This is a genomic window from Asaia sp. A2 (assembly GCF_057319415.1).
In genome coordinates this window covers 23,594-45,433 of sequence record NZ_JBXWTO010000005.1, presented here as the reverse complement: position 1 = coordinate 45,433, position 21,840 = coordinate 23,594, and the positions used below count along the sequence as shown (strand labels likewise).

General features: G+C 60.8%; 19 protein-coding genes. 10 read left to right on the top strand and 9 right to left on the bottom strand.

All coding sequences use genetic code 11. From position 1 onward, the window contains the following. The first annotated feature begins 207 nt into the window (after nt 1–207). A complete protein-coding gene (locus ACWNRM_RS05685) occupies nt 208–1,404 on the top strand; it encodes an aminotransferase (protein WP_485170013.1) in 1,197 nt (398 codons plus the stop codon). Here the strand turns inward: ACWNRM_RS05685 and treF are convergent. Further along, entirely contained in the window at nt 1,392–3,788 is a 2,397-nt protein-coding gene (treF, locus tag ACWNRM_RS05680) for an alpha,alpha-trehalase TreF (protein WP_485170014.1), read from the bottom strand. The genes ACWNRM_RS05685 and treF overlap by 13 nt on opposite strands. 188 nt (nt 3,789–3,976) lie before the next feature. Here treF and ACWNRM_RS05675 point away from each other — a divergent pair, with 188 nt between their 5' ends. After that, the gene (locus ACWNRM_RS05675; protein WP_485170015.1) at nt 3,977–5,110 is read left to right on the top strand and encodes an MFS transporter; all 1,134 of its coding nucleotides are present in this window, start codon (nt 3,977–3,979) and stop codon (nt 5,108–5,110) included. Nucleotides 5,111–5,236: 126 nt separating this feature from the next. Next, complete coding sequence (gene tldD / locus ACWNRM_RS05670) at nt 5,237–6,700, top strand: metalloprotease TldD (protein ID WP_485170016.1); 1,464 nt, start codon at nt 5,237–5,239, stop codon at nt 6,698–6,700. Nucleotides 6,701–6,787: 87 nt separating this feature from the next. Here tldD and ACWNRM_RS05665 read toward each other — a convergent pair whose 3' ends face one another. After that, a complete protein-coding gene (locus ACWNRM_RS05665) occupies nt 6,788–7,228 on the bottom strand; it encodes a hypothetical protein (protein WP_485170017.1) in 441 nt (146 codons plus the stop codon). Nucleotides 7,229–7,283: 55 nt separating this feature from the next. Beyond that, entirely contained in the window at nt 7,284–7,718 is a 435-nt protein-coding gene (locus ACWNRM_RS05660; protein WP_485170018.1) for a hypothetical protein, read from the bottom strand. Nucleotides 7,719–8,116: 398 nt separating this feature from the next. Here ACWNRM_RS05660 and ACWNRM_RS05655 point away from each other — a divergent pair, with 398 nt between their 5' ends. The 3 genes from ACWNRM_RS05655 to ACWNRM_RS05645 all read left to right on the top strand — a co-directional run bounded on the left by ACWNRM_RS05655 (nt 8,117) and on the right by ACWNRM_RS05645 (nt 10,715). After that, nucleotides 8,117–9,160 (top strand): hypothetical protein, encoded by a 1,044-nt coding sequence (locus ACWNRM_RS05655; protein WP_485170019.1) that lies wholly within the window; start codon nt 8,117–8,119, stop codon nt 9,158–9,160. 179 nt (nt 9,161–9,339) lie between these two features. After that, a complete protein-coding gene (locus ACWNRM_RS05650; RefSeq protein ID WP_122038400.1) occupies nt 9,340–9,603 on the top strand; it encodes a DksA/TraR family C4-type zinc finger protein in 264 nt (87 codons plus the stop codon). Then, on the top strand, nt 9,600–10,715 hold the full coding sequence (locus ACWNRM_RS05645; RefSeq protein WP_485170020.1) for a hypothetical protein: 1,116 nt from the start codon (nt 9,600–9,602) through the stop codon (nt 10,713–10,715). The genes ACWNRM_RS05650 and ACWNRM_RS05645 overlap by 4 nt, the downstream gene beginning before the upstream one ends. Here ACWNRM_RS05645 and ACWNRM_RS05640 read toward each other — a convergent pair. From ACWNRM_RS05640 to ACWNRM_RS05615, 6 genes are all read right to left on the bottom strand, one after another. Beyond that, entirely contained in the window at nt 10,682–11,617 is a 936-nt protein-coding gene (locus ACWNRM_RS05640; RefSeq protein ID WP_485170021.1) for a 2-hydroxyacid dehydrogenase, read from the bottom strand. The genes ACWNRM_RS05645 and ACWNRM_RS05640 overlap by 34 nt on opposite strands. 136 nt (nt 11,618–11,753) lie before the next feature. Further along, entirely contained in the window at nt 11,754–12,629 is an 876-nt protein-coding gene (locus ACWNRM_RS05635) for a 2-keto-4-pentenoate hydratase (RefSeq protein WP_485172166.1), read from the bottom strand. Nucleotides 12,630–12,719: 90 nt separating this feature from the next. Further along, complete coding sequence (locus ACWNRM_RS05630) at nt 12,720–13,532, bottom strand: hypothetical protein (protein WP_485170023.1); 813 nt, start codon at nt 13,530–13,532, stop codon at nt 12,720–12,722. Between the two features lie 102 nt (nt 13,533–13,634). Next, nucleotides 13,635–14,114 carry a YaiI/YqxD family protein gene (locus tag ACWNRM_RS05625; protein ID WP_485170051.1) on the bottom strand — a complete coding sequence of 160 codons (480 nt, stop codon included), beginning with the start codon at nt 14,112–14,114 and terminating at the stop codon, nt 13,635–13,637. A 171-nt stretch (nt 14,115–14,285) separates the two neighbouring features. Beyond that, a complete protein-coding gene (locus ACWNRM_RS05620) occupies nt 14,286–15,848 on the bottom strand; it encodes a Do family serine endopeptidase (RefSeq protein WP_485172165.1) in 1,563 nt (520 codons plus the stop codon). A gap of 107 nt (nt 15,849–15,955) precedes the next feature. Continuing rightward, a complete protein-coding gene (locus ACWNRM_RS05615) occupies nt 15,956–16,402 on the bottom strand; it encodes a nucleoside deaminase (RefSeq protein WP_485170052.1) in 447 nt (148 codons plus the stop codon). 203 nt (nt 16,403–16,605) lie between these two features. Here ACWNRM_RS05615 and ACWNRM_RS05610 point away from each other — a divergent pair, with 203 nt between their 5' ends. The 4 genes from ACWNRM_RS05610 (at nt 16,606) to ACWNRM_RS05595 (ending at nt 21,817) form a co-directional block, all read left to right on the top strand. Next, nucleotides 16,606–17,379 (top strand): gamma-glutamyl-gamma-aminobutyrate hydrolase family protein, encoded by a 774-nt coding sequence (locus ACWNRM_RS05610; RefSeq protein ID WP_485170025.1) that lies wholly within the window; start codon nt 16,606–16,608, stop codon nt 17,377–17,379. Continuing rightward, nucleotides 17,376–18,182, top strand: coding sequence for a pseudouridine synthase (locus ACWNRM_RS05605; RefSeq protein ID WP_485170026.1), 807 nt, complete (start codon nt 17,376–17,378; stop codon nt 18,180–18,182). The genes ACWNRM_RS05610 and ACWNRM_RS05605 overlap by 4 nt, the downstream gene beginning before the upstream one ends. Then, nucleotides 18,182–18,736 (top strand): 16S rRNA (guanine(966)-N(2))-methyltransferase RsmD, encoded by a 555-nt coding sequence (gene rsmD, locus ACWNRM_RS05600; protein ID WP_485170027.1) that lies wholly within the window; start codon nt 18,182–18,184, stop codon nt 18,734–18,736. Before ACWNRM_RS05605 ends, rsmD begins: the two co-directional genes overlap by 1 nt. Before the next feature lie 417 nt (nt 18,737–19,153). Continuing rightward, complete coding sequence (locus ACWNRM_RS05595; protein ID WP_485170028.1) at nt 19,154–21,817, top strand: FtsK/SpoIIIE family DNA translocase; 2,664 nt, start codon at nt 19,154–19,156, stop codon at nt 21,815–21,817. Nucleotides 21,818–21,840 lie beyond the last annotated feature (23 nt).

Below are 21,840 nucleotides of genomic sequence, written 5' to 3'. Positions count from 1 at the left end.
ACTGTGATGAGCCTTGACCGGTGGAGTCCCGGTTTCGATCGGGCTGACAACCAGCAGGACTGCAAGGCCATGCGCCTTTCACACAGCCGGAACCATATCAGGCCCCCACCCTCACCATAAAGGTGTCACAGCGTGCGGGATCTGGCCGATTTTACACTCCGCATTAAGCCGGTATCATGCCCTGTCCTATTCCAGCGCAGGCCCGGCATGAAAAAACCAAACGCGTTTCTCAGCTCTTTGCCAACTACCATTTTTACCACCATGTCCCAGCTTGCCGCTGCGCATGAGGCTGTGAATCTGGGTCAGGGCTTTCCCGATACGGAAGGACCCATCGCGCTGATCGATGCGGCTGCGGATGCGCTGAAAGACCAGCGCAACCAGTATGCTCCCCTGACCGGCCTGCCCGAACTGCGTGAAGCGGTGGCGCGGGCCAATGCTCGTGATTATGGCCTGCAGGTCGATCCGGCGCAGGAGGTGATCGTGACCTCGGGCGCCACGGAGGCGCTTGCCGTCAGCATGATGGCACTCATCGAGCCGGGTGATGAGGTCGTGCTGATCGAACCGCTTTACGACACCTATCTGCCCATGCTGCGTATGCTTGGTGCCGTGCCGCGCTGCGTGCGGGTGGAAGCCCCTGACTGGCACCTGCCTGAGGCCGATCTGCGCGCTGCCTTTTCGGCCAGAACAAAGCTCGTTCTACTCAACTCGCCCATGAACCCCAGCGGCAAGGTCTTCACCACAGACGAGCTCGATCTTATCGCCTCGCTTGTGCTCGAGCATGATTGCTATGCCCTGTGCGACGAGGTTTACGAGCATCTGACATTCGGGGTGAAACATATCCCGCTCATGACACGGCCCGGCATGCGCGAACGCGCCATTCGCATTGGCAGTGCCGGAAAGAGCTTCTCGGTAACCGGGTGGAAAATCGGTTACATCACTGCCTGCCCTGATCTCGCGGCCGTCATTGCAAAGGCTCATCAGATCGTCGCGTTTTCCAGCGCACCGAACCTCCAACGCGCTGTTGCAAAGGGGCTGGATCTGGGAGAGGCGTTCTTCACCGAACTATCCGACAGCCTGCGCGCGCGACGCGACCTGTTTGCCAATGGGCTTCATGCGCTCGGCTTCCCTACCCTGCCCGCCGACGGCAGTTATTTCGTCGTTGCCGACATTACCGCCCATGCCCAAGGACGCGATGACGTAACGTTCTGCCGCGATCTTGTGACCGAGGCCGGAGTCGCCGCGATCCCGGTCTCGGCGTTTTATGACCCCGAGGGTGCGGCCCCGCCGCGCCACCTGATACGCTTTGCCTTCTGCAAGACAGAAGCCGTGCTTAACGAAGCGCTCAGGCGTCTGGCTCTCTGCTACACACCGACCCCACACGAAGAACCAGTTCAGGAGGGCTGATAGGCAGTCATCTTGCGGGTCGGCACACGCTGGTCGAGCGGGGTAGGTTCCACACCATTTCCTTTATCCTCTGACGTTTCTGATGTGACATTTCTGCCTGCCTGATCAGCTTTCGCCGCCGGTTTTGCGGCAGCTCCATCCACGGCACTGGCCCTGGGCACGTCTTGAAGGGTGGGATCCTTTCCCGCATCCTGCTGCGCATGACCGGGTATCGCCGCATCACGGTGCGTCTGGCTCGTGTCAGAGGTGATATTTTGCGGCGCCGCCGGATGAAGAGCTGTTTCCTGAGCGCCGGTTTCGACATCGCCAGCCGGTTTTGCCGGCGCGGGCGCCGGATCATTCGCCTCAGGGCCAACGGCACTATAGGGGTCGCTGGGGGGTAGAACATCAATAGGCGGCTGACTCGCCAACGGGTTGTGCTGAAGGATCCTGCTCGTATCACCGGGATAGCGACGCATCAGCCCCAGCAGGGTGCCATTGGTCCAGCCAAAGCCGATCTGCATGGGATATTCTCCTCCGCCCTTGCCTCCGGTGGCACTGATCGTTGGAGATTCGACATCGTATTTCTCGAGCAGCACACCTGATTTTTCATAGGTGCCAATCACACGTGCCATCCAGCGTCGGGCGATAGTCTCGGCCAGCTCCGTATCGCCGTAATTATTGAGCCCCTTGATAGCCATCCACTCCTCAGGTGCCCAGCCATTGGGGGCGTCCCATTGCTGCCCGCTCTCATGGTCAGTTGCCATGATGCCTCCGGGCCGCAAAAGCTTGCTCCTGATCGTCTCTGCAACGGCCATTGCCTGATCCTGCGAGGCAATACGCAGAAACAGCGGAACGGCTGTCGCGGCTGAGAGCACATCAGTCAGGCGACCCTTGCGCCAGTCATAATCGTAGAAGGCCTGACGATCATCGTCCCAGAACACGCGCCGCATCACACCCACACGCTCATCGGCGCGCTGACCATAAAGACGGGCCAGCTTGCGCTGTCCGGTCAGGGCGTAGGCGTGTTCAAGCGTCTGCTCCAGATGTACCATCAAGGCGTTAACCTCGATGGGTGCCAGATCGGTCGTGTGGATGGTCGCCAGCGTATGGCCATCGGCCAGCCAGCGTGATGAAAAATCCCAACCGGTTTCCGACCCGGCGCGCAGGTCACGATAGACCTCCGCAGGCGCGCGCGATGGGGCGTGGGCAGCCGTGGCAACGTCCTCCGGATAGCTTTCATCACGGGGCGTATCGAGATCATCCCAGTGGCGCAGCAGCAGGGTTCCGTCATTCAGGCGCACTACATGGCGATAGGCCTGACCCGGTTTGAGCGTATCCGCTCCGTCCATCCAGTAAGCGTATTCTTTCTGCAACTGGGGAAGGTAGCGTTTATAGGCCCCTTGCCCGTCATGCTGCGCCAGCAAATCGACCATCAGCGAGAAGAAGGGAGGCTCCGAACGGCTCAGATAATAGGTGCGGGTGCCGTTGGGAATATGGTCATAGCGGTCGATCAACGATGCCATATCGTCGATCATACCGCGTAACAGATCCCACTGTCCGGTCTCATAGAGACCGATCATGGTAAAGTAGGTATCCCAGTAATACAGTTCCGAGAAACGCCCGCCCGGCACGACATAGGCATGAGGCAGGGGCAGAAGGGATGAGTATGACATGGGCTTGTCAGGCTGACGTGTCAGAACGCCCCACATTCCCTGAATATAGTCATAGATGTTCTCATCAGCCTTGCGTCGGTAGGACACGTCACGCCTGATCGGCGGCGAGAAATGCTGCTGATAGAAAGCGCGGAGATTGAAATCCGGATGATGCCGCTGGGTTTCCCAGTCATTCAGGAGAGCCGCCGGGGCCTCGTCAGGACGTGAGTCAGCGACCGTCTTGAAGTCGGGTGCCAGATGCGCCCCGCCGATTGCAGCAAATAGCCCACCCAACGCGATGGAAGGCGAACGCAGATCCTGAGGTACAGAGGCAACATGCAATGATTGTGCAGCCTCGCTCGCCACTGTGACGCGCGGCCCGGATGGCGCACCTGATGATGGCGCACCTTCTGCAGATGTATCGTGGTTCTGATCCGGTGGCAGAGAAGCCATTGTGCTCTGCGCTTTGACCGGGCTCTGCCGCGTTTGTGCACTGTTTCCGGCATCTGTTGCCACATTCGGCGTGGTGCTTTGCGTACTTGCTGCTCCAGCGATCGACGCGTTGGCGGCCGACGCGTTGTCAACCGGACCGTTATCCTGGGCTTGAGCACAACTCCCCCCCAGCACGACAAGGGAGGCCCCCAGACAGAGCATTCTTGATGCCGATGCCCTGCGATGTTGCAGCTGCCGCCCTGATAACGTGGGCAGGAGCGAAAGCAAGGAAACGAAGGGGTGGACCGGCTGCGTCATGAATTCTCCTCGAACACGGTCCCACAAGGGCTTGTCTGTGCTGCTTCATGCCCAAGCACAGACATGTCGCGACATGCTCTTGCCTCGGCCACAGGGCATTGTTTTGTCACGTGCATCCCTGCTGTCCGATGGCATTGGAAAGCGTTCCAGGGACATGCGCCGCGCATGCCGGTGAAGGACGGGTTTTGATGATGAACAGGCCAGAGCTGAAGAGGTTGCAAAACAGCACGCGAACCATCTTCTTTCTGACAGGGGCCATATTTGCCCTCTGGTCATGCCTTGTCCCCATCGTGAAACATCATGCTGGGCTCGATGATGGCAGCCTGGGCATGCTCCTGCTTTGTCTTGGTTGCGGGTCCGTGCTGGGCATGCCTCTTGCCGGATCATGGGTAGGTCGCTGGGGCTGTCGTCCCGTCACCCTTGGCGGGTTGGGCCTTGCCGGCGCGGTCCTGCTGCCCCTGTCATGGCTGAGTTTTCTGCCGGGGCTGGCATTGGGCATTTTCCTGCTGGGCGCAGGGCTCGGTGCGGTGGAAACAGCCATCAACATTCAGGCTGTAGAGGTCGAGCAGCGCAGCGACACGCCCCTGCTTTCGGGGTTTCATGCCTGGTTCAGCATTGGAGGGGCCACAGGCGCTGCGGCTTCTCCTGTGCTCACCCTGACCGGTATGCCGCTCTGGTCCATCATCCTGTCAGGACAGATCCTTGTGTTTGTTCTGGCCCTTCGTGTGTGGCCCGGTCTGCTGCATCAGCCAGAATCGGGCGGTGGCGAAGGTTTCGCGCTGCCCCGTGGACGGGTCTGGGTGCTGGGACTCCTGACGGGCATTGCCTTTCTTGCCGAGGGCGCGGTGCTCGACTGGGGGGCTGTGTTTCTGCAAGGGCGACCCTCGTTCGGCATACAGCCGGGCTGGGGTTATGCGGTGTTTGCGACGGCCATGACCCTTGGGCGACTGAGTGGCGATCGTGTCATTGCGCTGTGCGGGCGTCCGCTCATCATGGGTCTGGGCGGGCTCTGCGCAGGGGGCGGATTTGCGCTGGTCGTGATGGCCCCTGTCGCCCCGCTCTCACTGGCGGGGTTCTTCCTGATCGGGCTGGGCTGCGCCAATATCGTGCCTGTGCTGTATAATTGCGCCGGGCGACAGCAGGTCATGAAAGCCTCGACCGCCGTCGCCGCCATCACCACCCTTGGCTATGCCGGGATTCTGGCCGGACCGGCCCTTGTTGGGGTGGTCGCTCACGCCACCAGCCTCTCCAGCGCCTTCCTCATGCTGGCCGCCCTGATGATTATCGTGGCCGGATTCTGCCGTCTGGCCCGGCAGAGCTGATGCTACCAAACTGACGCCACCAACCCGGCCATCGGAGATGTTTTTTATCCCTGTGTCGGGTTTCCCCTCGCATTTGAAGGGCGGAGAGGCCATGTGTCTGGGTTCAAGAAGGAGCCTTTGGGAATCATGACCTCTCACGCCGACGCCACGCCCCTTTCTGCCCTTGCTGTGACCGATCGCCTGTTTTTCGAACGGGCAGACAGCACCCTGACGCGGGATGAGGCGGAGAAAATCGTCAGCCGGTCACTTGAGGGCATCGAGGATGGCGAACTCTTCCTCGAATATCGCGAAAGCGAGTCCATTGTGCTCGATGACGGCGTGATACGCTCCGCCAGCTTCGATACGTCGTCGGGGTTCGGTCTGCGTTCCGTCATCGGTCCCGAAACCGGCTTTGCCCATTCCGACGAGATCAGCAAAAGCGCTCTGGAGCGCGCAGCAGGTGCGGTTTCGGTCGTGCGTCAGGGGCGCAGCGGTACGCTTGCCGCGCCGCCGCAGGCCACGAACCGACGTCTTTACGCGCCCGAAAGCCCCCTGAGCGATACGGATTTTGCCGCACGCGCCGCCGTACTGGGCGAGATCGACACCTATGCGCGTGGTCTCGGGCCCGAAGTGGTGCAGGTTTCAGCCAGCATCGCGACAGAATGGCAGGCGGTACAGATCATGCGCGACTCAGGCTTTCGCACAGCCGATCTGCGCCCCCTTGTCAGACTCAATGTGTCCGTGGTGCTTGAGCGCGACGGACGTCGCGAGAGTGGCAGCCGCGGTATGGGCGGACGCTACAGCCTGTCACGCCTGCTAGGGCGCGAGACATGGCAGGAAGCGGTGGACGAAGCGGTACGCCGCGCCAGGGTAAGTCTTGAGGCTGGCCCGGCACCCGCTGGCGAAATGGATGTCGTGCTCGGCCCGGGCTGGCCCGGCATTCTTCTGCATGAAGCGGTCGGGCACGGGCTGGAGGGTGATTTCAACCGCAAGGGGACGTCGAGCTTCAGCAATATGGTCGGCAAGCGCGTGGCAGCCCCCGGCGTGACCGTGGTGGATGACGGAACGCTGGCTGAAGGGCGCGGCTCGCTCACCATCGACGATGAAGGTACCCCCTCGGGTCGCACGGTCATGATCGAGGATGGCATCTTGCGCGGCTTCATTCAGGACCGGATGAATGCCCGGCTGATGGGCGTGGCGCCGACCGGCAACGGGCGTCGCCAGTCCTATGCCCATGCGCCGCTGCCACGCATGACCAACACTCTCATGCTGGGCGGTGACGCCACGACAGAAGAAATGATCCGCTCGACCAGAAAGGGCCTCTATGCGGTCGATTTCGGGGGCGGACAGGTGGATATCACCTCGGGAAAATTCGTCTTTGCCATGTCGGAGGCCTATCTGATCGAGGATGGCGAGGTGTCGCGCCCCGTCAAGGGCGCTACCCTGATCGGCAATGGGTTCGATGCCATGAACAGGATTTCCATGATCGGTCAGGACGTGGCGCTGGACCCCGGTATCGGCACATGTGGCAAGGCGGGTCAGGGCGTGCCCGTGGGTGTGGGTCAGCCCACGCTGAAGCTGGCCGGGCTGACAGTTGGCGGAACAGCCTGACAAAGGCTTGTGGCAGGTATGCTCCCGTCATGTTCTCGCGCCCCGCCTGATTGCAGGCGAGGCGGGGGCGTTCTGATGAGCGTTGGCTCAGTTCTTACGGCGGCGTGTCACGCCAAAAGCCATGCCCGTCACCATGGCCGTATAAATCAGCGTCATATCCTGCTTTGAAAAGACCAGCTCCCAGCCGGGGGTGAAACGCTTTGGGGTTGCCTTGTAGTCAACCAGGGCTGAGACCGGACCGAGAGCCAACGTGACGACCAGCGCCCTCAGCAGGCCCGGCTGTTTTCCAAGTGCGCGATCGTACAGCACAGCCCAGAACAGCACGGCTGCCACATTGGTGGCAGCACCGGTGCCTGAATGAAGCAGGTCCACCTCGTCAAACGAGGCAGCCTCATCTCCCTTTAACCAGTGAGCGGTGCAATTGACCCCTCTGACAGCCCTGCCGGTCCTGACTTTTCCAAGCGCCAGCAATGCTGCATTGCAGGCGAGGGAACCGTAAAGCGTGATGGCAGGCAAGCGAGAGCGCATGGGCGTCATTCCTTTGAGACTGGCAGATGTCAGGGCGTTCTGATCACAAATTGGCTCAGTAAAGAATCAGGCAGATCGCCCCACCGATGATTCCCATTACCCAGAACACCGAAATAACGATCTGATGGCGTATGGCGCGTAACGCCAGAACACGCATCAGCGGATCAAGTGGATAAGGCAGAGGGCGAGACGGGTACGGCAACGAGGGGGCAGGCATGGCCTCGGTTTCGGTCGGATGGCTCAACCTGTCCTCGGCCCGAACAAGAACAGACGCACACCAGTGCTCGCGCAACCTGTCCAGTTCACTACGGCGATAAAGACGCCGGGAGCGGATGTTCAGCGCAGGAGGCCCGCAACGGAAAACATGCAATGCCCTGAACAGTCCCAGCGTAATGCCGAGATGGGCCGCAGCCTGAGCGGTGTTGAACAGTTCCTGCCTCGGGAGCGCCCTTATCACGGCAACACTGTTAACCTGATCATAACGATCCACGGCTTTTCCTCCCTCGCAGGAGCGTGAACGGTGGGGGCGAAAACAGGTTCGGCATATTTCGAGCCCCATCACACTTTGTGCGCCAACGGCTTGCTGTGCCAGAGCAGGCCCTTGAAGCTGGGATTCGCTGCACCCAGCGCCGCGAGCCTTTCGTCTGGCCCCGCATGATGAAAGACAAAGGCAGTCGCGATCATATGGCGCCACCGGACCAGACGACACAGACGTCAACGATACGGGCAGGTCGAGAACAGCCATGCCATGAGTACGCAAGACAACATGGCTTGCTCAAAGCTTGTTCTGTATTGACTATCAATACAGGGGTAATGTGATGTCGGGTTGCTGGAATAAATGGTTCTTACCAGGTTCCGCGATCGCAGAAGCAAGGATAATTCATAGCGATGAAGACTATTCTGCTTTCAATATTGGGTACAATGCTGACGGCGGACGTCTTTTTGACACCGGTTCGGGCCCAGCCTGTTTCGTGCGTTCTCGGCGCATTGACCCTGCCGATCCTCGGTGGGCCGGGCGATGCCCCTATCCTTCCTGCCGCGATGCAGGGAAAACCGGTTGCATTCTATTATTCCACCACCGTGGACGGGTTTTATGGCGGCGATATCATGCCCTACGGTGGGAGCGACACCGGCAAACGCAGCACAATCACTCTCGATGGCAGTAAGATCGACGACGCCCCACTCATGCGGACCGGACAGCTCAAACTGGGCGATCTTAATCTGGGCACCCCTTCCTTGATCAGGCTTCCCCAATTCTCCTTCCGTTATATCAATCAGCGCCCTGTGATTGGCGTGATTGGCGCACACCAGTTCGAGCACCTTGCAGTCCTGATGGATTTGCCTCACGGCGTTTTCGCTCTCATGCGGTTCAGAAATGACAAGGCCTGTGACAATGCTGCGGCAGCGTTCCTTGGTCCTGGTGAGACGGCCTTTCCGCTCGATGCGGAGCATCGCGCTGAAATCCCCCTGAACAGGGTCAAACGGTCGCTGGCGCTGGACCCTAACACGCCAGTCAACATCTTGCCCGCCATATGGGTCGCAACATCCGATGGACGAGCTGTAACTGGATACAGGCCCTCAGACAGACGGCGCGATACGCCTGCCCTGAAGGACGGGACACTCCCCCTTTCGGTGCCCCCTGGCATTGCCGGGACTGATTTTCATCTGCAAGGCAGCCCCGGCGCTTCAGGGCAGGGAACGGCCAGCGGGATTCTCGGGCTGGCGTTCTTCGAGCACAATGTCATCCTCTTCGATTATCCAAACCATACAGTCCATTTCCTGCCCTCACGTCATCAGCGATTGGGAAAGAGGGATCGCTGCGCTTTCCTCATACTCTTGAAAATGACGGACAGGACTTTGTTATCAGACCCATTACAGGGACATGGCCGCTCACACCCATCTACGCAGGTGGAGGAACCCAGACCGGCATGAAATGAGCGATCGGGCATCGTGGTCTGATTGCCCCCGACCATTCCACTCGTGGTATTAGATGCCTTTTACCTATCGGCTACCCCCTCGACACGGCGAACAACACATATCGGCGGGACCTCCTTGAGAGCGGGGGATAGAGTACCAACATCTGTCTTGTTCAGAACAAGAGGATGAGGCTGATGGCAACGGGTTGGGCTCCCGATGGAGCCGTTCAGGATCAGATCGATGATACGATCGCTGATGCGGTAAGCCGTGCACGTGCGGCCATGCCGCATGGCGAGAGCTGCGCCGAATGTGTGAATTGCGGAGAGGACATACCTGTTGCCCGGCAAAAGGCACTGCCGGGTGTGCGGCTTTGCATTGATTGCCAGTCCGAGCGCGACAGAAGGCCGGTTTTTACAGGAATCAACCGTCGCGGAAGCAAGGACAGCCAGCTCCGATGAGCGTGGCAGGCGCCATACTGCATCCACTGGCGCGGTGTTCCTTCATTCGTCATGTAACGCGTTGGGTCTTCTGCCTTGTCCCCCCGCTCTGCGTTGTCTCCTGTCTTGCGGGAGAGGCTTCTGCCCAGGGGCAGCCGGTTCCGCCCGACTGCATAGACGGCGCGGTCACCTTGCCTCTTCTGGGTGGATCGGGCGATTCCCCGATCATCCCTGCCACGCTGAATGGCCGCCCCATCGCTCTGTATTTCTCTCATGGCTTCGACAAGCTTTATGTCGGGAATATGGACGGCTTCGACACTTACGACACCCACCGATCCGGCATGATCACGACAAACGGGATCTACACTGACCCTCAACCCATCATTCAGGCAGGGCAGCTGGCCATAGGCCCCCTCGATATGGGAACGCCGGACATGATCCAGCTTGAGGATTATCCAACCCAGAGGATCGGCTCACGGCCTCTGATCGGGGTGATCGGGCGCGAGGCTTTCTCCCACCTCGCCGTGCTGGTGGATATGCCCCATAGCGCCTTCGCACTGATCCGGTTCAGCCGTGATGCGGCGTGCCGCTCTGCACCCGCCGCTCTGATCGGCGCTGGGGCCCAAGCCCTGCCTTTACATGGAAAAGGGCTGATCCCGGTCAGCATTGATGGGGTGGCCCGTGATTTCGTGCTCGATGCCGATACACCGGTCACGACGATACCGGCGATATGGCTCGACCCGGTAAAGGACGATCCTGCCGACCCGGCAGGAAATTCCGGCGTTGCGCTTTACGGCACCATTCACTCGCACCTCAAGCGCACAACCGTGAAGTCGATGCGTATGGGGGCGATATCACTCGATCACATGTCGGTCTATGCTCAGGATGATCTCGGCATGGGGTTGCTCGGAACCGATTTCTTCCAGAACCATATTGTCCTTTTTGATGATCCGGATGACCGGGTTTATCTGCTGCCCAGCGCATCACAGCCCAAAAAACCGGGGGAAAACCTCCATTTCGACCGGTTTCGCACCGGTCGAACGAGCGTGGAGGATCTCTCGGGCAGGGCGCGCCGTATCGATCGTAAAAACCGGGCCGGTCAGAGCACGGGCGTCAGAAGCGGCTTGCCCTGAAAGAATGCGGCAAGGTTGTCGAACACCAGACGCCCCATGGCGTGACGCGTCTCAACGGTCGAACTCGCGCGATGGGCCTGAAGCACCACGTTATCCAGCGCCCAGAATGCTTCATCCATCCTGGGCTCGTGCTCGAAAACATCCAGCCCGGCACCGCGAATGGCCCCGGTCTGCAAGGCCTCGAGCAAAGCGGCCTCATCCACCACGCTGCCGCGTGCCACATTGATGAGGAAGCCGGTCGGTCCAAGCGCCTCAAGCATTTCTCGATCAATCATGTGGAAGGAGCGCGCGCCGCCCGAGACACACAGCACCAGCACATCGGCCCATTCGGCCAGAACGCGCAAATCTGGATAGAACGGGTATTGGGGTGTGTCACTCTGCTCGCGCGAGCTGAAATAGGCGATGGTCATGTCAAAGGCGGCAGCGCGCTTGGCCACGGCCTTGCCGATGGCCCCAAACCCGGCAATGCCCAGCTTGCGCCCCTTGAGCGTCCATGAATTCGGTACGGTTTCATGGCCCCAGCGCCCGGCGCGGACGAAACGATCACTGGTCGTGATGCCCCGCATCGTATCGAGCATCAGACCCATGGCCATATCGGCAACATCTTCAGTCAGCACGCCCTGTGCCGTGGCCAGACGGATCTGTCGGCGGCGACATTCATCCAGGTCGATCCTGTCATAACCCACGCCATTGACCGAGATGATTTTAAGATTGGGCAGGGCATCCATGATGGCGCGTGGCAGGCCACTGCCACCACCGGTTGTCACGCCCTCTATCCGCTCAGCCAGCGGCCCGAGCGCCTCCAGCGTGGTGAACTGATGCAGATGAAAAGGCGACCCGAGCTGCTCGTTGAAGCTGTCAGGCATCGGGTCGATCATCAGAATATCTGTCTTGCTGGCCATGATACGTCCGTCATGCGGGTTGCAGATCCTGCAACCCTAGGAAGAACCCGACCACTTTGTGCATCACCTTGGCGTGACGCAAAGAATACGCCGATGATGAGTCCATGCGTGGCCGGTATGATCCATGCCAACGCGCTCAGCTGCGAAAAGGCGCACCGATGCGGGTTTCGACCGGGAAAAGCCCCTCGAAGGCAACACAGATTTCGGCCGGATCTTCGAGAAACAGCGTGCCCATGGTCGAGCCTGTCGTGACCACATCGCCAGCCTTGAGCGGGCGTCCGCGTTCGATAGCGTGATTGGCCAGCCAGGTGAGCAGACGAAGCGGGTCGCCAGCCTTGTTGCCGCCTTTCTGATCGTAGCGCTTCTCGCCATTCACCAGCATGGTCATGGGCAGGGTGGTGGGGGTGAAGTCGCGCCACTCGGTAACGCCACGCCCGACCACCAGCACGCCATGGCTGCCCTGATCGGCCAGATGCGACAGATTGTGCTGTGTATCGGGTGCGACGAAACGCGTATCGAGCAATTCGATGGCAGCGTGAATGGCCCCGATGGCCTCAGCCACTTCTTCCACGGTCCAGGGCGTATCACGCGCAGGCAGATCTTTCGCGAAGGAATAGGCAATCTCTGCCTCAACGCCATGAAAGCGGCAAAAGGACGGAGACAGATCATGCCCGCTTTCGAACACCGTTGCCCGGTGCAGCGGTGCACAGGAAGGAGTCGCTGTGGGTGTGGCTGCGCCCACCTTCCATCCCACGATCTCCCCCTTGCCCGACGCGCTCAATGCGCGTGCCACAACGTCCTGCACCGCATAGGCGGCCTTGGGATTGATGGGAACGATGGTCTCGGGGACGGTATGCAGCGGCTTGTTTGTGCGCCGGGCATCGAGAAGGAGCGAGGCCAGATGTTCATCCGGCGCTGTTTCCCGTGCGGTATCCTGTATCGAAGCGGTCATGAAATCGGTCATTTCCAGAACAAGGTCGTCAGCAAGATGGCATGGGTCATGATGCGCCATCCTTCCGTTCAGTCAGCAGAATGGGGGACAATCTGACCACCGGATAAAGATGACACAAATGTAAGAATTTGGCCATCTCTGGTTTTGGGCTCATGAATGCCCGAAAAGATTGCCTGTCCCGGTTTGTTCGGGCCGGTCGAGCGCGAGGGCCCGAAAAAACCGCAGATCGAAGCTGCGGGAGACGACATGCTGTGCTGCAGCAATCAGGGTCGCAACCACAAGACATCCCTCTATCAGATACGTGCCGGGGGGAAAGCTGGCGGTGATTTTCCCCACCAGAACGGTCGCCAGAGCGGAAGGCATGGCCAGGACGACATTCCAGAACACGTAGCTCCAGACATGCCCTTTCATCGCCTCGAAACTGCGCCTGATCCGAAAACCTGCATGCCCGCTTTCCCACGCAAGATAACTCATCGTGAGGCAGCGCACGATCAGCCAGATATAGAAAGCGCCCAGCAGACACAGGAAAAGAATACCCCCTGCCTTCGCCGAGAAACCCGCGTTTCCATTGACATAATCGCTCAGGCTGGAAGCCGCCAGCAGGGTCAGTACGGTCGGAAGCCCCTGAACGATCACGTTGACACCCAGAGACTGCAATGCGCCCCGGTCCAGCTGCCAGAGGCTGACACCTTGCCAGGGCGTCAGACTGGCCCGGGTAACGGTGAGCGTCAGAAACCACATCGCGATCGTGTCGAGACCACGCAGCATCAGCGGCTCGAAATGCGCCGAAACGCCATGACCTGATATCCCGTCCGGCCAGTTCGTCTGTCTGATCACCGCAAACAGACAATCTGCGACGATCAGACCGCCTGACAGCGTCAGGACATCCGGGCGGTTGAGGAAGCCCAGTCGGAAACTCTCGCGCATGAGTCGGCCAGCGTCCGAAAAGGAGATCTTTTTCATTCCCGCAGATCCTGTTTCTGAAGGGCCCGGTGACGGGGAGAGGGAGTCACGAACGAAGATCGCTCAACGCTTTTTCACGAGGGAGATAATTTCGCTCGGACACTAACCGGGCGGCAGGGTCATCGGGCGCAGGCGCGGTTTGCGCGCCTTGTTGACCAGCGTATCCAGCGCGGAGAGGAAGCGAGAGCGATCGGCCTTGCCAAAAGCGGCACCACCCGGTGTCATCATCCCCGCCGAACGCAGATCGGTCATGAGGTTACGCATGGCCAGCGCCATGCCGATGGCATTGCCATCGAGCACACGCCCCTTGGGGTCGAGAACATGCACGCCTTTTTCGACACAACGTGCGGCGAGCGGAATATCGGCGGTGATCACGATATCATTCTCGACGGAACGCTCGGCAATCCAGTCATCGGCCACGTCAGGGCCAGCCTCAACCACCACACGTTCGATCAGGGGAGAGTCGGGCAGGGCAATCATGCGATTGGCCACAACCAGCGTGTGCAGGCCATAGCGCCCGGCCACGCGATAGACCTCGTCCTTGACCGGACAGGCATCGGAATCAATGAAGATACGGGTCATGCCGCTACTGTGCCGCAGCCCGGTCATCGTCGCAAATCCTGCGCGGCCGGCCCTGACCCTGCCACTATGAAAAAAGGGGCAGGGTTTGCTCACCCCGCCCCTTTTTCAGTCTTTCACAGCCTCACGAGGCCTTTCTCCCCATGCCGCTCTGGCATGGAGAATCTCACGCACTCAGTTGCCGTCATCATTGCTGTCGTCATCGCTGTCGCTTCCGCCCGGAGCGATGGCAATGAAGATCTGCTGACCATCGCGCAGCACACGCAACAGCACGGGCTGCTTGTTCTTGAGCACACCACGCACGGCAGTCAGCACAGCGCGGGGGTTGTCGACGGCCGTGTTGCCAACACCCTGAATGATGTCACCCGGACGTACACCAGCCTGCTCGGCAGGTGACCCGGGAACGATCTGGCTGATCACCGCCCCCTTGACGGTGTCATCCACACCAAGCTGCTGGCGCATGTCACGCGAAAGCGGTGCGAGAGAGATACCGATCTTGCCGCCATTGGTCTGGCCGTTATCGTCTCCAGCGCCGGAGTCTGCTCCCTCGCCATCCTTGGGCATATTGCCGATCTTGGCGGTGATGGTCTGGCTCTTGCCGTCACGCAGGATAGTCAGCGTCGCATCCGTGCCGGGTTTCATCGAGACGGTATGCACGACCAGATCGTGAACGCTCTTGATCTTGGCCCCGTTCAGCGCCGTTACGACGTCACCACTCTTCAGGCCAGCCTTGTCGGCCGGGCCGCCCTTGGTGACCTGCGCCACAAGAGCCCCTTCAGGCGGCGCCCCCGGCTCGCTCGGCTTCAGGCCGAGAGCCTGCGCCAGCGTGGGCGAAATGCGCTGCATCAGCACACCCAGATAGCCACGCGTGACGTGACCGGAGGTGCGGAGCTGGTCCACCACACTCTTGACCGTGTTGGACGGAATGGCAAAGCCAATGCCGATCGACCCGCCTGAGGGCGAGATGATCGCCGCATTCACGCCAATCACCTTGCCGTTCTGGCTGAAGAGCGGACCACCCGAGTTGCCATGATTGATTGGCGCATCGATCTGGATGAAATCGTCATACGGTCCGGCATTCAGATCGCGACCGCGCGCCGAGACAATACCCGCCGTGACCGTGCCACCGAGACCGAACGGGTTACCCACGGCCACGACCCACTCACCGGGCTGCACATTGTCTGAATCGCCCAGCTCGATGAAAGGCAGCTTGCCGTTGGGCTTGATCTTGAGCAGGGCCACATCGGTCTTGGGGTCACGACCTATGATCTTGGCAGGCAGGGTCGTGCCATCGTCCAGCGTGACCGAAACCTTTGTAGCCCCGTTCACCACGTGGTTGTTTGTAACGATGTAGCCGTCATTGGAGATGATGAAGCCCGAGCCGCGGGCCTCGACAGTGCGACGGGGCTGCTGCTGCTGCGGCATCATCTGGAACGGGAAGGGGAACGGGAAGGGCATGCCCTGCGGCATCTGCTGGCCGCCACCGCCGCCGCCTTCTTCCTGCTCGGCCACATCAGCGCGGATGTGGGAGGTGATGGAAACGACAGCAGGCTTCACCTGCTTCACCAGATTGACGAAATTCGGCAGCGTCTGAAGCTGGGTCTGGGGCGTGATCGGCCCTTCTGCCCAGGCGGGAGACGAGGCACCAACCCCGATGGACAGCGCAGTGGCTGCAACCAGAGCCAGTGAACGGAATTTGCGTGAAGGCGTCAAACGAACAGGCATGGCGTCAGTCATGATCTTTCCAGCTTTGGCACCATCAGGGTGCGGTGTGATCAAGAGAACTTATGAACCGACCTTCGGTTCGTCCAGAATAGGGGCGCGTAAAAACGTGGTAATCCGTTTCAGGACGCGCGCGATTCCCGCAATGTCATGAAAAACTTCTTCAGAAATTCAGCATTTTCGTGCTCGCGTACCCCGCCAATCACTTCAGGCCGATGCAGACAGGCAGGTTGCTCAAAAATGCGTGGTCCGTGATCGACCCCGCCCCCCTTCGGGTCGTAGGCACCATAAATCACCCGTCCAAGGCGAAAATGCGTCATGGCGCTTGCACACATGGGGCAGGGCTCCAGCGTCACGACCAGGGTGCACGAGGCGAGCGACCGCGACCCGAGCACCCGCGCAGCCTCCCTCATTGCGAGAATTTCCGCGTGGGCACTGGGGTCGAGCCTTTGCTCAACCTCATTCGAGGTACAGGCCAGAACCTGTCCGTCTGCCCCAAGCACGACTGCACCCACAGGCACCTCCCCCCTTGAGGCCGCTTCGCGGGCGGCCTCAAGAGCACAGCTCATGGCCTCGGACGGGTCCAGACGCGGCGGGCTGGTGCCATCGCCACGCCTATCAGGGGGGGCGCTTTCATCCCCTCTCCGGCTAAGGGGGGAAGAACCATGACTGTGCTTCTGCCTCATGCCGTATGACCCCCCTCTCATCGTTCGTCGTGCTATCCTGCACGTCTGCCTTCTGTTTGCCGGAAAACCCTGCTTACATCCACCTCATGACACGCGCGCCCCTCATCGGCCTCACCCTCGATATCGAGCCGGGTGGCCCACAGGATTTTTCCCGCTGGCCCTATCACGCCCTGCGGCAAAACTATTTCGATGCCATCCGCAACGCAGGCGGGCTGCCGGTGGGGCTGCCCCACGAGCCCGATCTGGCGCAGGCCTATATGGAGCGTCTTGACGGGCTGGTTGTCACCGGGGGCGCGTTCGACCCCGACCCTGCACTTTACGGTGAAGCCCCGCACCCGCGTACGACTCTCAAGCCGGGACGCACGGACGCCGAACTGGCCTATATTATAGCCGCCCGCCATCGTAGCCTGCCGGTACTCGGCATCTGCGGCGGTATGCAACTGATGGCCATTGCCTGGGGTGGGACACTGCACCAGCATCTTCCCGATCATGCACCGGGGCCGATCGCCCATGAACAGCCGAACCCACGCGACGAAGCCGGTCACGATGTGATCCTCGTTCCCGGGTCGCGTCTGGCCCACTACACCGGATGCGCGACCATGCGGGTCAATTCCTCCCATCATCAGGGCGTGCGCGACCCCGGGGGGCTATTGGTAAGTGCCCGTGCCCCTGATGGCCTGATCGAGGCCATCGAAGCCCCCGGTACCGACAACGACACCAGCAACGACACTGGCAACGGAATTTTTTATCTGGGGGTGCAGTGGCATCCGGAATTCGCTATCGATCCAGGTGACGCGCGTCTATTGGCTGGTTTCATCGACGCGGCCCGACACGCGACACCACAGGACAGACGAGCATGACCGAAGAACAGAAGGGCGAACGCATCGCCAAATGGATGGCCCGCGCAGGCGTGGGCAGCCGACGCGACATCGAACGCATGATCGAGGCCGATCGCATCCGCATGAACGGCTCTTCGGTCAAGCATCCCGCCACCTTCGTACAGGATGGCGACATCATTCAGCTCGATGGCAAGGTGATCGGGGGCAAGGAACACACCCGTGTCTGGCGCTATCACAAGCCGGACGGGCTCATGACCACCCATCGTGACCCGCAGGGACGACCCACCGTGTTCGACTCCCTGCCTGAGGGCATGCCGCGCGTCGTCAGCGTCGGGCGTCTGGACATCAATTCCGAAGGGCTGCTTCTGCTCACCAATGACGGTGAGCTTGCCCGCCGCCTTGAGCTGCCTTCCAATGCCTGGATACGCCGCTACCGTGTGCGCGTGTTCGGTGTTGTGGACGAGCGCAAGCTGGCCGCTCTGGCTCATGGCTCGGAATTCGATGGTGTGCGCTATGGTCCCATTGAAGCCGGTCTGGACTCGCAGAAGGGCGATAACGCCTGGCTGACCGTCAGCCTTCAGGAAGGCAAGAACCGCGAAATCCGGCGCGTCATGATGGGTCTCAACCTGCATGTCAGCCGTCTGATCCGCGTCTCCTATGGCCCATTCCAGCTTGGCACGTTGCAGAAACGCGAGATCGAGGAGGTGCAGGGCAAGATCCTGCGCGAGCAGATCCCGGGCCTTGCAGCGGCCCCACGTCGGGTGCGTCGGGTGGTCAGGGATACGACCCCCGACACAACCAGCCCCGATGCCGAAGAAGAATAATGCGTATCGTCGGCGGTGAACGCAAAGGCGTCGCCCTTCAGGCGCCACGGGGCGAGACCACCCGCCCCACCTCTGATCGCGCCCGTCAGGCCGTGTTCGACATGCTGGCCCATGCCCCCTGGGCTAGTTCGGACTTCCTGAGCAGCGCCCATGTGCTCGATGCCTTTGCCGGCACTGGCGCTCTGGGGCTTGAAGCCTTGTCACGCGGTGCCGCTTCCGCCGTCTTCATGGAGCAGGACCGCAGTGCACGCGCCACGATTTCGGCCAATATCCGCGCCTGCCGCTTCGAGGATCGCGACCTGTCCGTGCTGACCTGCGATGTCACGCGTGCGCCACGCGCGCCGCGCCCTTGCACGCTCGTCTTTCTAGACCCGCCCTATGGCAAGGACCTTGTCCCGGCGGCCCTCAAGGCTCTGGCCCGCTCCGGCTGGATTGCCCCTGAAGCCATTATCGTGGCTGAAACCGCAGTCAAGGACGAACTCGCCATCGAGCTTCCCTTGTTGACCGAGCGGCGCTTCGGTGTGGCCCAGGTCAGGATCTGGCGCGCATCGTAACTCTGAACCATCACCGCAGGATACTGACCGGCGCTCAAGAAGGAAGAGTGTCCTCGCCCAGCATCTGAGATCAGACAGGTTCGTAAAAAGGAACTGTCTTTTGGTGGCGTATGGCGCAACACCTCAACGCCACCTCCCCCAAGGCTCTGCCTGGATCCGGGCCAGAGAAAACCCCTCTTATTCCCGGCGCGGACTTGAAAACCCCCAGCGGAGACGCGTTCTCTGGCGACGAATGGAGCCGCCCCCTGTCTGGCATGGCGACGTCCCCCGAATAACGGCGGATTACAGCCTTTTTTGCTCTCGTCTCTACACAACGTTCCGCTATAGTTCTGCCACACGACACGTATAGATCCAGACGATGCTCGATGCCCCATGCGCGGGGTATGATGTATTGCGCAAAGACAGGAAGACGCGAATTTGGCTTCGTTCAGCCGCTTCTTTTCATCAGGCACAACAGCGCCACGGCAGCGCGGCCCGTTTCAGGACAGGCTGACGGAGCTTGGTGGCTTCATCCTGCTCGCCCTTGCTCTGGCGCTGGGCGTGGCCCTGTGGAGCTACAATCCGCAGGATCCCTCATTCGACACAGCCACGACAGCGGTGCCGACAAACCTGCTGGGTCAGCCCGGCGCGACGCTGGCCGATGCCCTGGTGCAATGGCTGGGTCTGGCCAGTGCATTGCCCATTATCGTGATGCTGTGCTGGGCCTGGCAGATCGTACGTCACCACGCGCTGAGCGTGCCGATCCTGCGGTTCATCGCCTTTTTCTGTCTTTTGCCTGTTGCGGCCGCGCTGATTGCCACCTTGCAGGTCCTGATACCGGCATTGACCACAAGCTGGCCGTCGCGCGCGGGGCTGGGGGGACAACTCGGGCTTGTTCTTGCTGATCACCTGGTTTCTGCGGGCCATGCGGCCATGGGACGTGCAGGCGGTATTGTGTTTTCGCTGCTGGGCCTGTTGCTCACGATCCTGCTCGTTCCTCTGGCTGTTGGATTGCGTCGCAGCGAGTGGCGTGCCCTGTTCCGCGGCGCCCGTTCCGTTGGCCGCGGCTCCGAAAATCTGGCACGGCGTATGGGGAACAAGGCCCGCCAGTCTGCGCCGCCGGACTGGAGCAGCTATGAGCCGGTCGAGGCCAATGCCTATCGTCATGAGCACCCCTATCCCACACCAAGACGTGGCCAGGAGGCTGCGCGCGCGCCGTTCATTCCGGCCAATACCGGGTGGTTGCAACCGCCTGACAAGATTGATGAGCCGGCTTCGGCGCCGCGCCCTCAGGCGGTGACCACACAACCGGCGCCAGCCCCTGAGCCATCCCCTTCAAACCCCTATGCGGTGCAGCTGGCCCAGATCGCCCGCGATCAGGACAGCGTATCGAAAACAGCGGCGATAACCCGTTATGCCGAAATCGAGGAGGCTGCGCCGTTTCCTGAAGAACCGGCTCCAGTGCCTCAACAGGAAGAGGAGCCCAGACGCGGATTCTTCGGCTTTGGCCGCGCACGCAGTGAACGCAGCAACCAGCCCCAGCCTGCACCCGCCGCCCGTCAGGGATGGGAAAGCGCGGGCTGGCAACCGCCATCGCTGGGCCTGCTGCGCAAGGCACCCGCTCATGGTGGCAATGGCCCGTCCAATGAGGTTTTGCAGGCCAATGCCCGCCTGCTGGAGCAGGTTCTGTCCGATTACGGTGTGCAGGGTCAGATTGGCGATATTCACGCTGGCCCGGTGGTTACGCTTTACGAGCTCGAACCGGCACCCGGTATTCGCTCTGCCCGCGTGATCGGTCTGGCGGATGATATTGCGCGCTCGCTTTCGGTGCTGAGTGTGCGTATCGCCACCGTGCCGGGGCGCAATGTCATTGGTATCGAAGTCCCCAACGCCTCGCGCGAAACGGTGTATTTCTCTGAACTGCTGGATACACCCGAATTCCATGAGCCGGGGGCGCAACTGCGTCTGGCGCTTGGCAAGGATATTGCGGGCAATCCGGTTTATGCCGATCTGGCCAAGATGCCGCATCTGCTGATTGCCGGTACCACAGGCTCGGGCAAATCGGTAGGCGTCAATGCCATGATCCTGTCGCTGCTCTACCGGCTCACGCCGGAAGAGTGCCGCCTGATCATGATCGACCCGAAAATTCTCGAACTCTCGATCTATGACGGGATTCCGCATCTGCTGACGCCTGTCGTCACCGAGCCGAACAAGGCAGTGGCCGCGCTCAAATGGACCGTGCGCGAAATGGACAAGCGCTACCGCTCCATGGCGCATCTGCAGGTGCGCAACATCACGGGCTATAATCAGCGCGTGCGTCAGGTCCGCTCGACGGGAGAACTGGTGACGCGTCGCGTGCAGACCGGTTTCGACCCCGAAACCGGCCAGCCGGTTTTCGACGAACAGCAGCTTGCGCTCGAGACGATGCCGCATATCGTGGTGGTGATCGACGAAATGGCCGATCTGATGATGGTGGCAGGCAAGGAAATCGAAGCTGCGGTGCAGCGTCTGGCTCAGAAAGCCCGTGCGGCCGGCATCCATGTGATCATGGCCACGCAGCGTCCCTCCGTCGATGTGATTACCGGCACCATCAAGGCCAATTTCCCGACACGTATTTCCTTTCAGGTGATCAGCAAATTCGACAGCCGCACCATTCTGGGTGAGCAGGGTTCCGAGCAGCTTCTGGGCCAGGGCGACATGCTTTACATGCAGGGCGCGGCCCGTATCACCCGCGTGCATGGACCTTTCGTGGCCGATAGCGAGGTCGAGGATGTGGTGGCCGATCTGCGCAGCAAGGGCGAGCCTGTCTATAACGACGAGGTGATTTCCAGCCTCGAGGATGAAGGTGGAAGCGCCTCTTCGAGCGGAAACGGTATGGGTGGCGGCAATTACGATGCCGAATCCAGCCTGTTCGATCAGGCTGTCGATCTGGTAACGCGTGAGGGCAAGGCCTCGACCTCATTCATCCAGCGTCACCTGTCGATCGGCTATAACCGCGCGGCCAAGATCATCGAGCAGATGGAGAAAGAGGGGATCGTGAGCGCTGCCAATCATGTGGGCAAGCGCGAAGTCCTTGCCCGCCGTCAGCGCGACGAGGACTGACCCCCCTCCCCTGCCCTGACGCC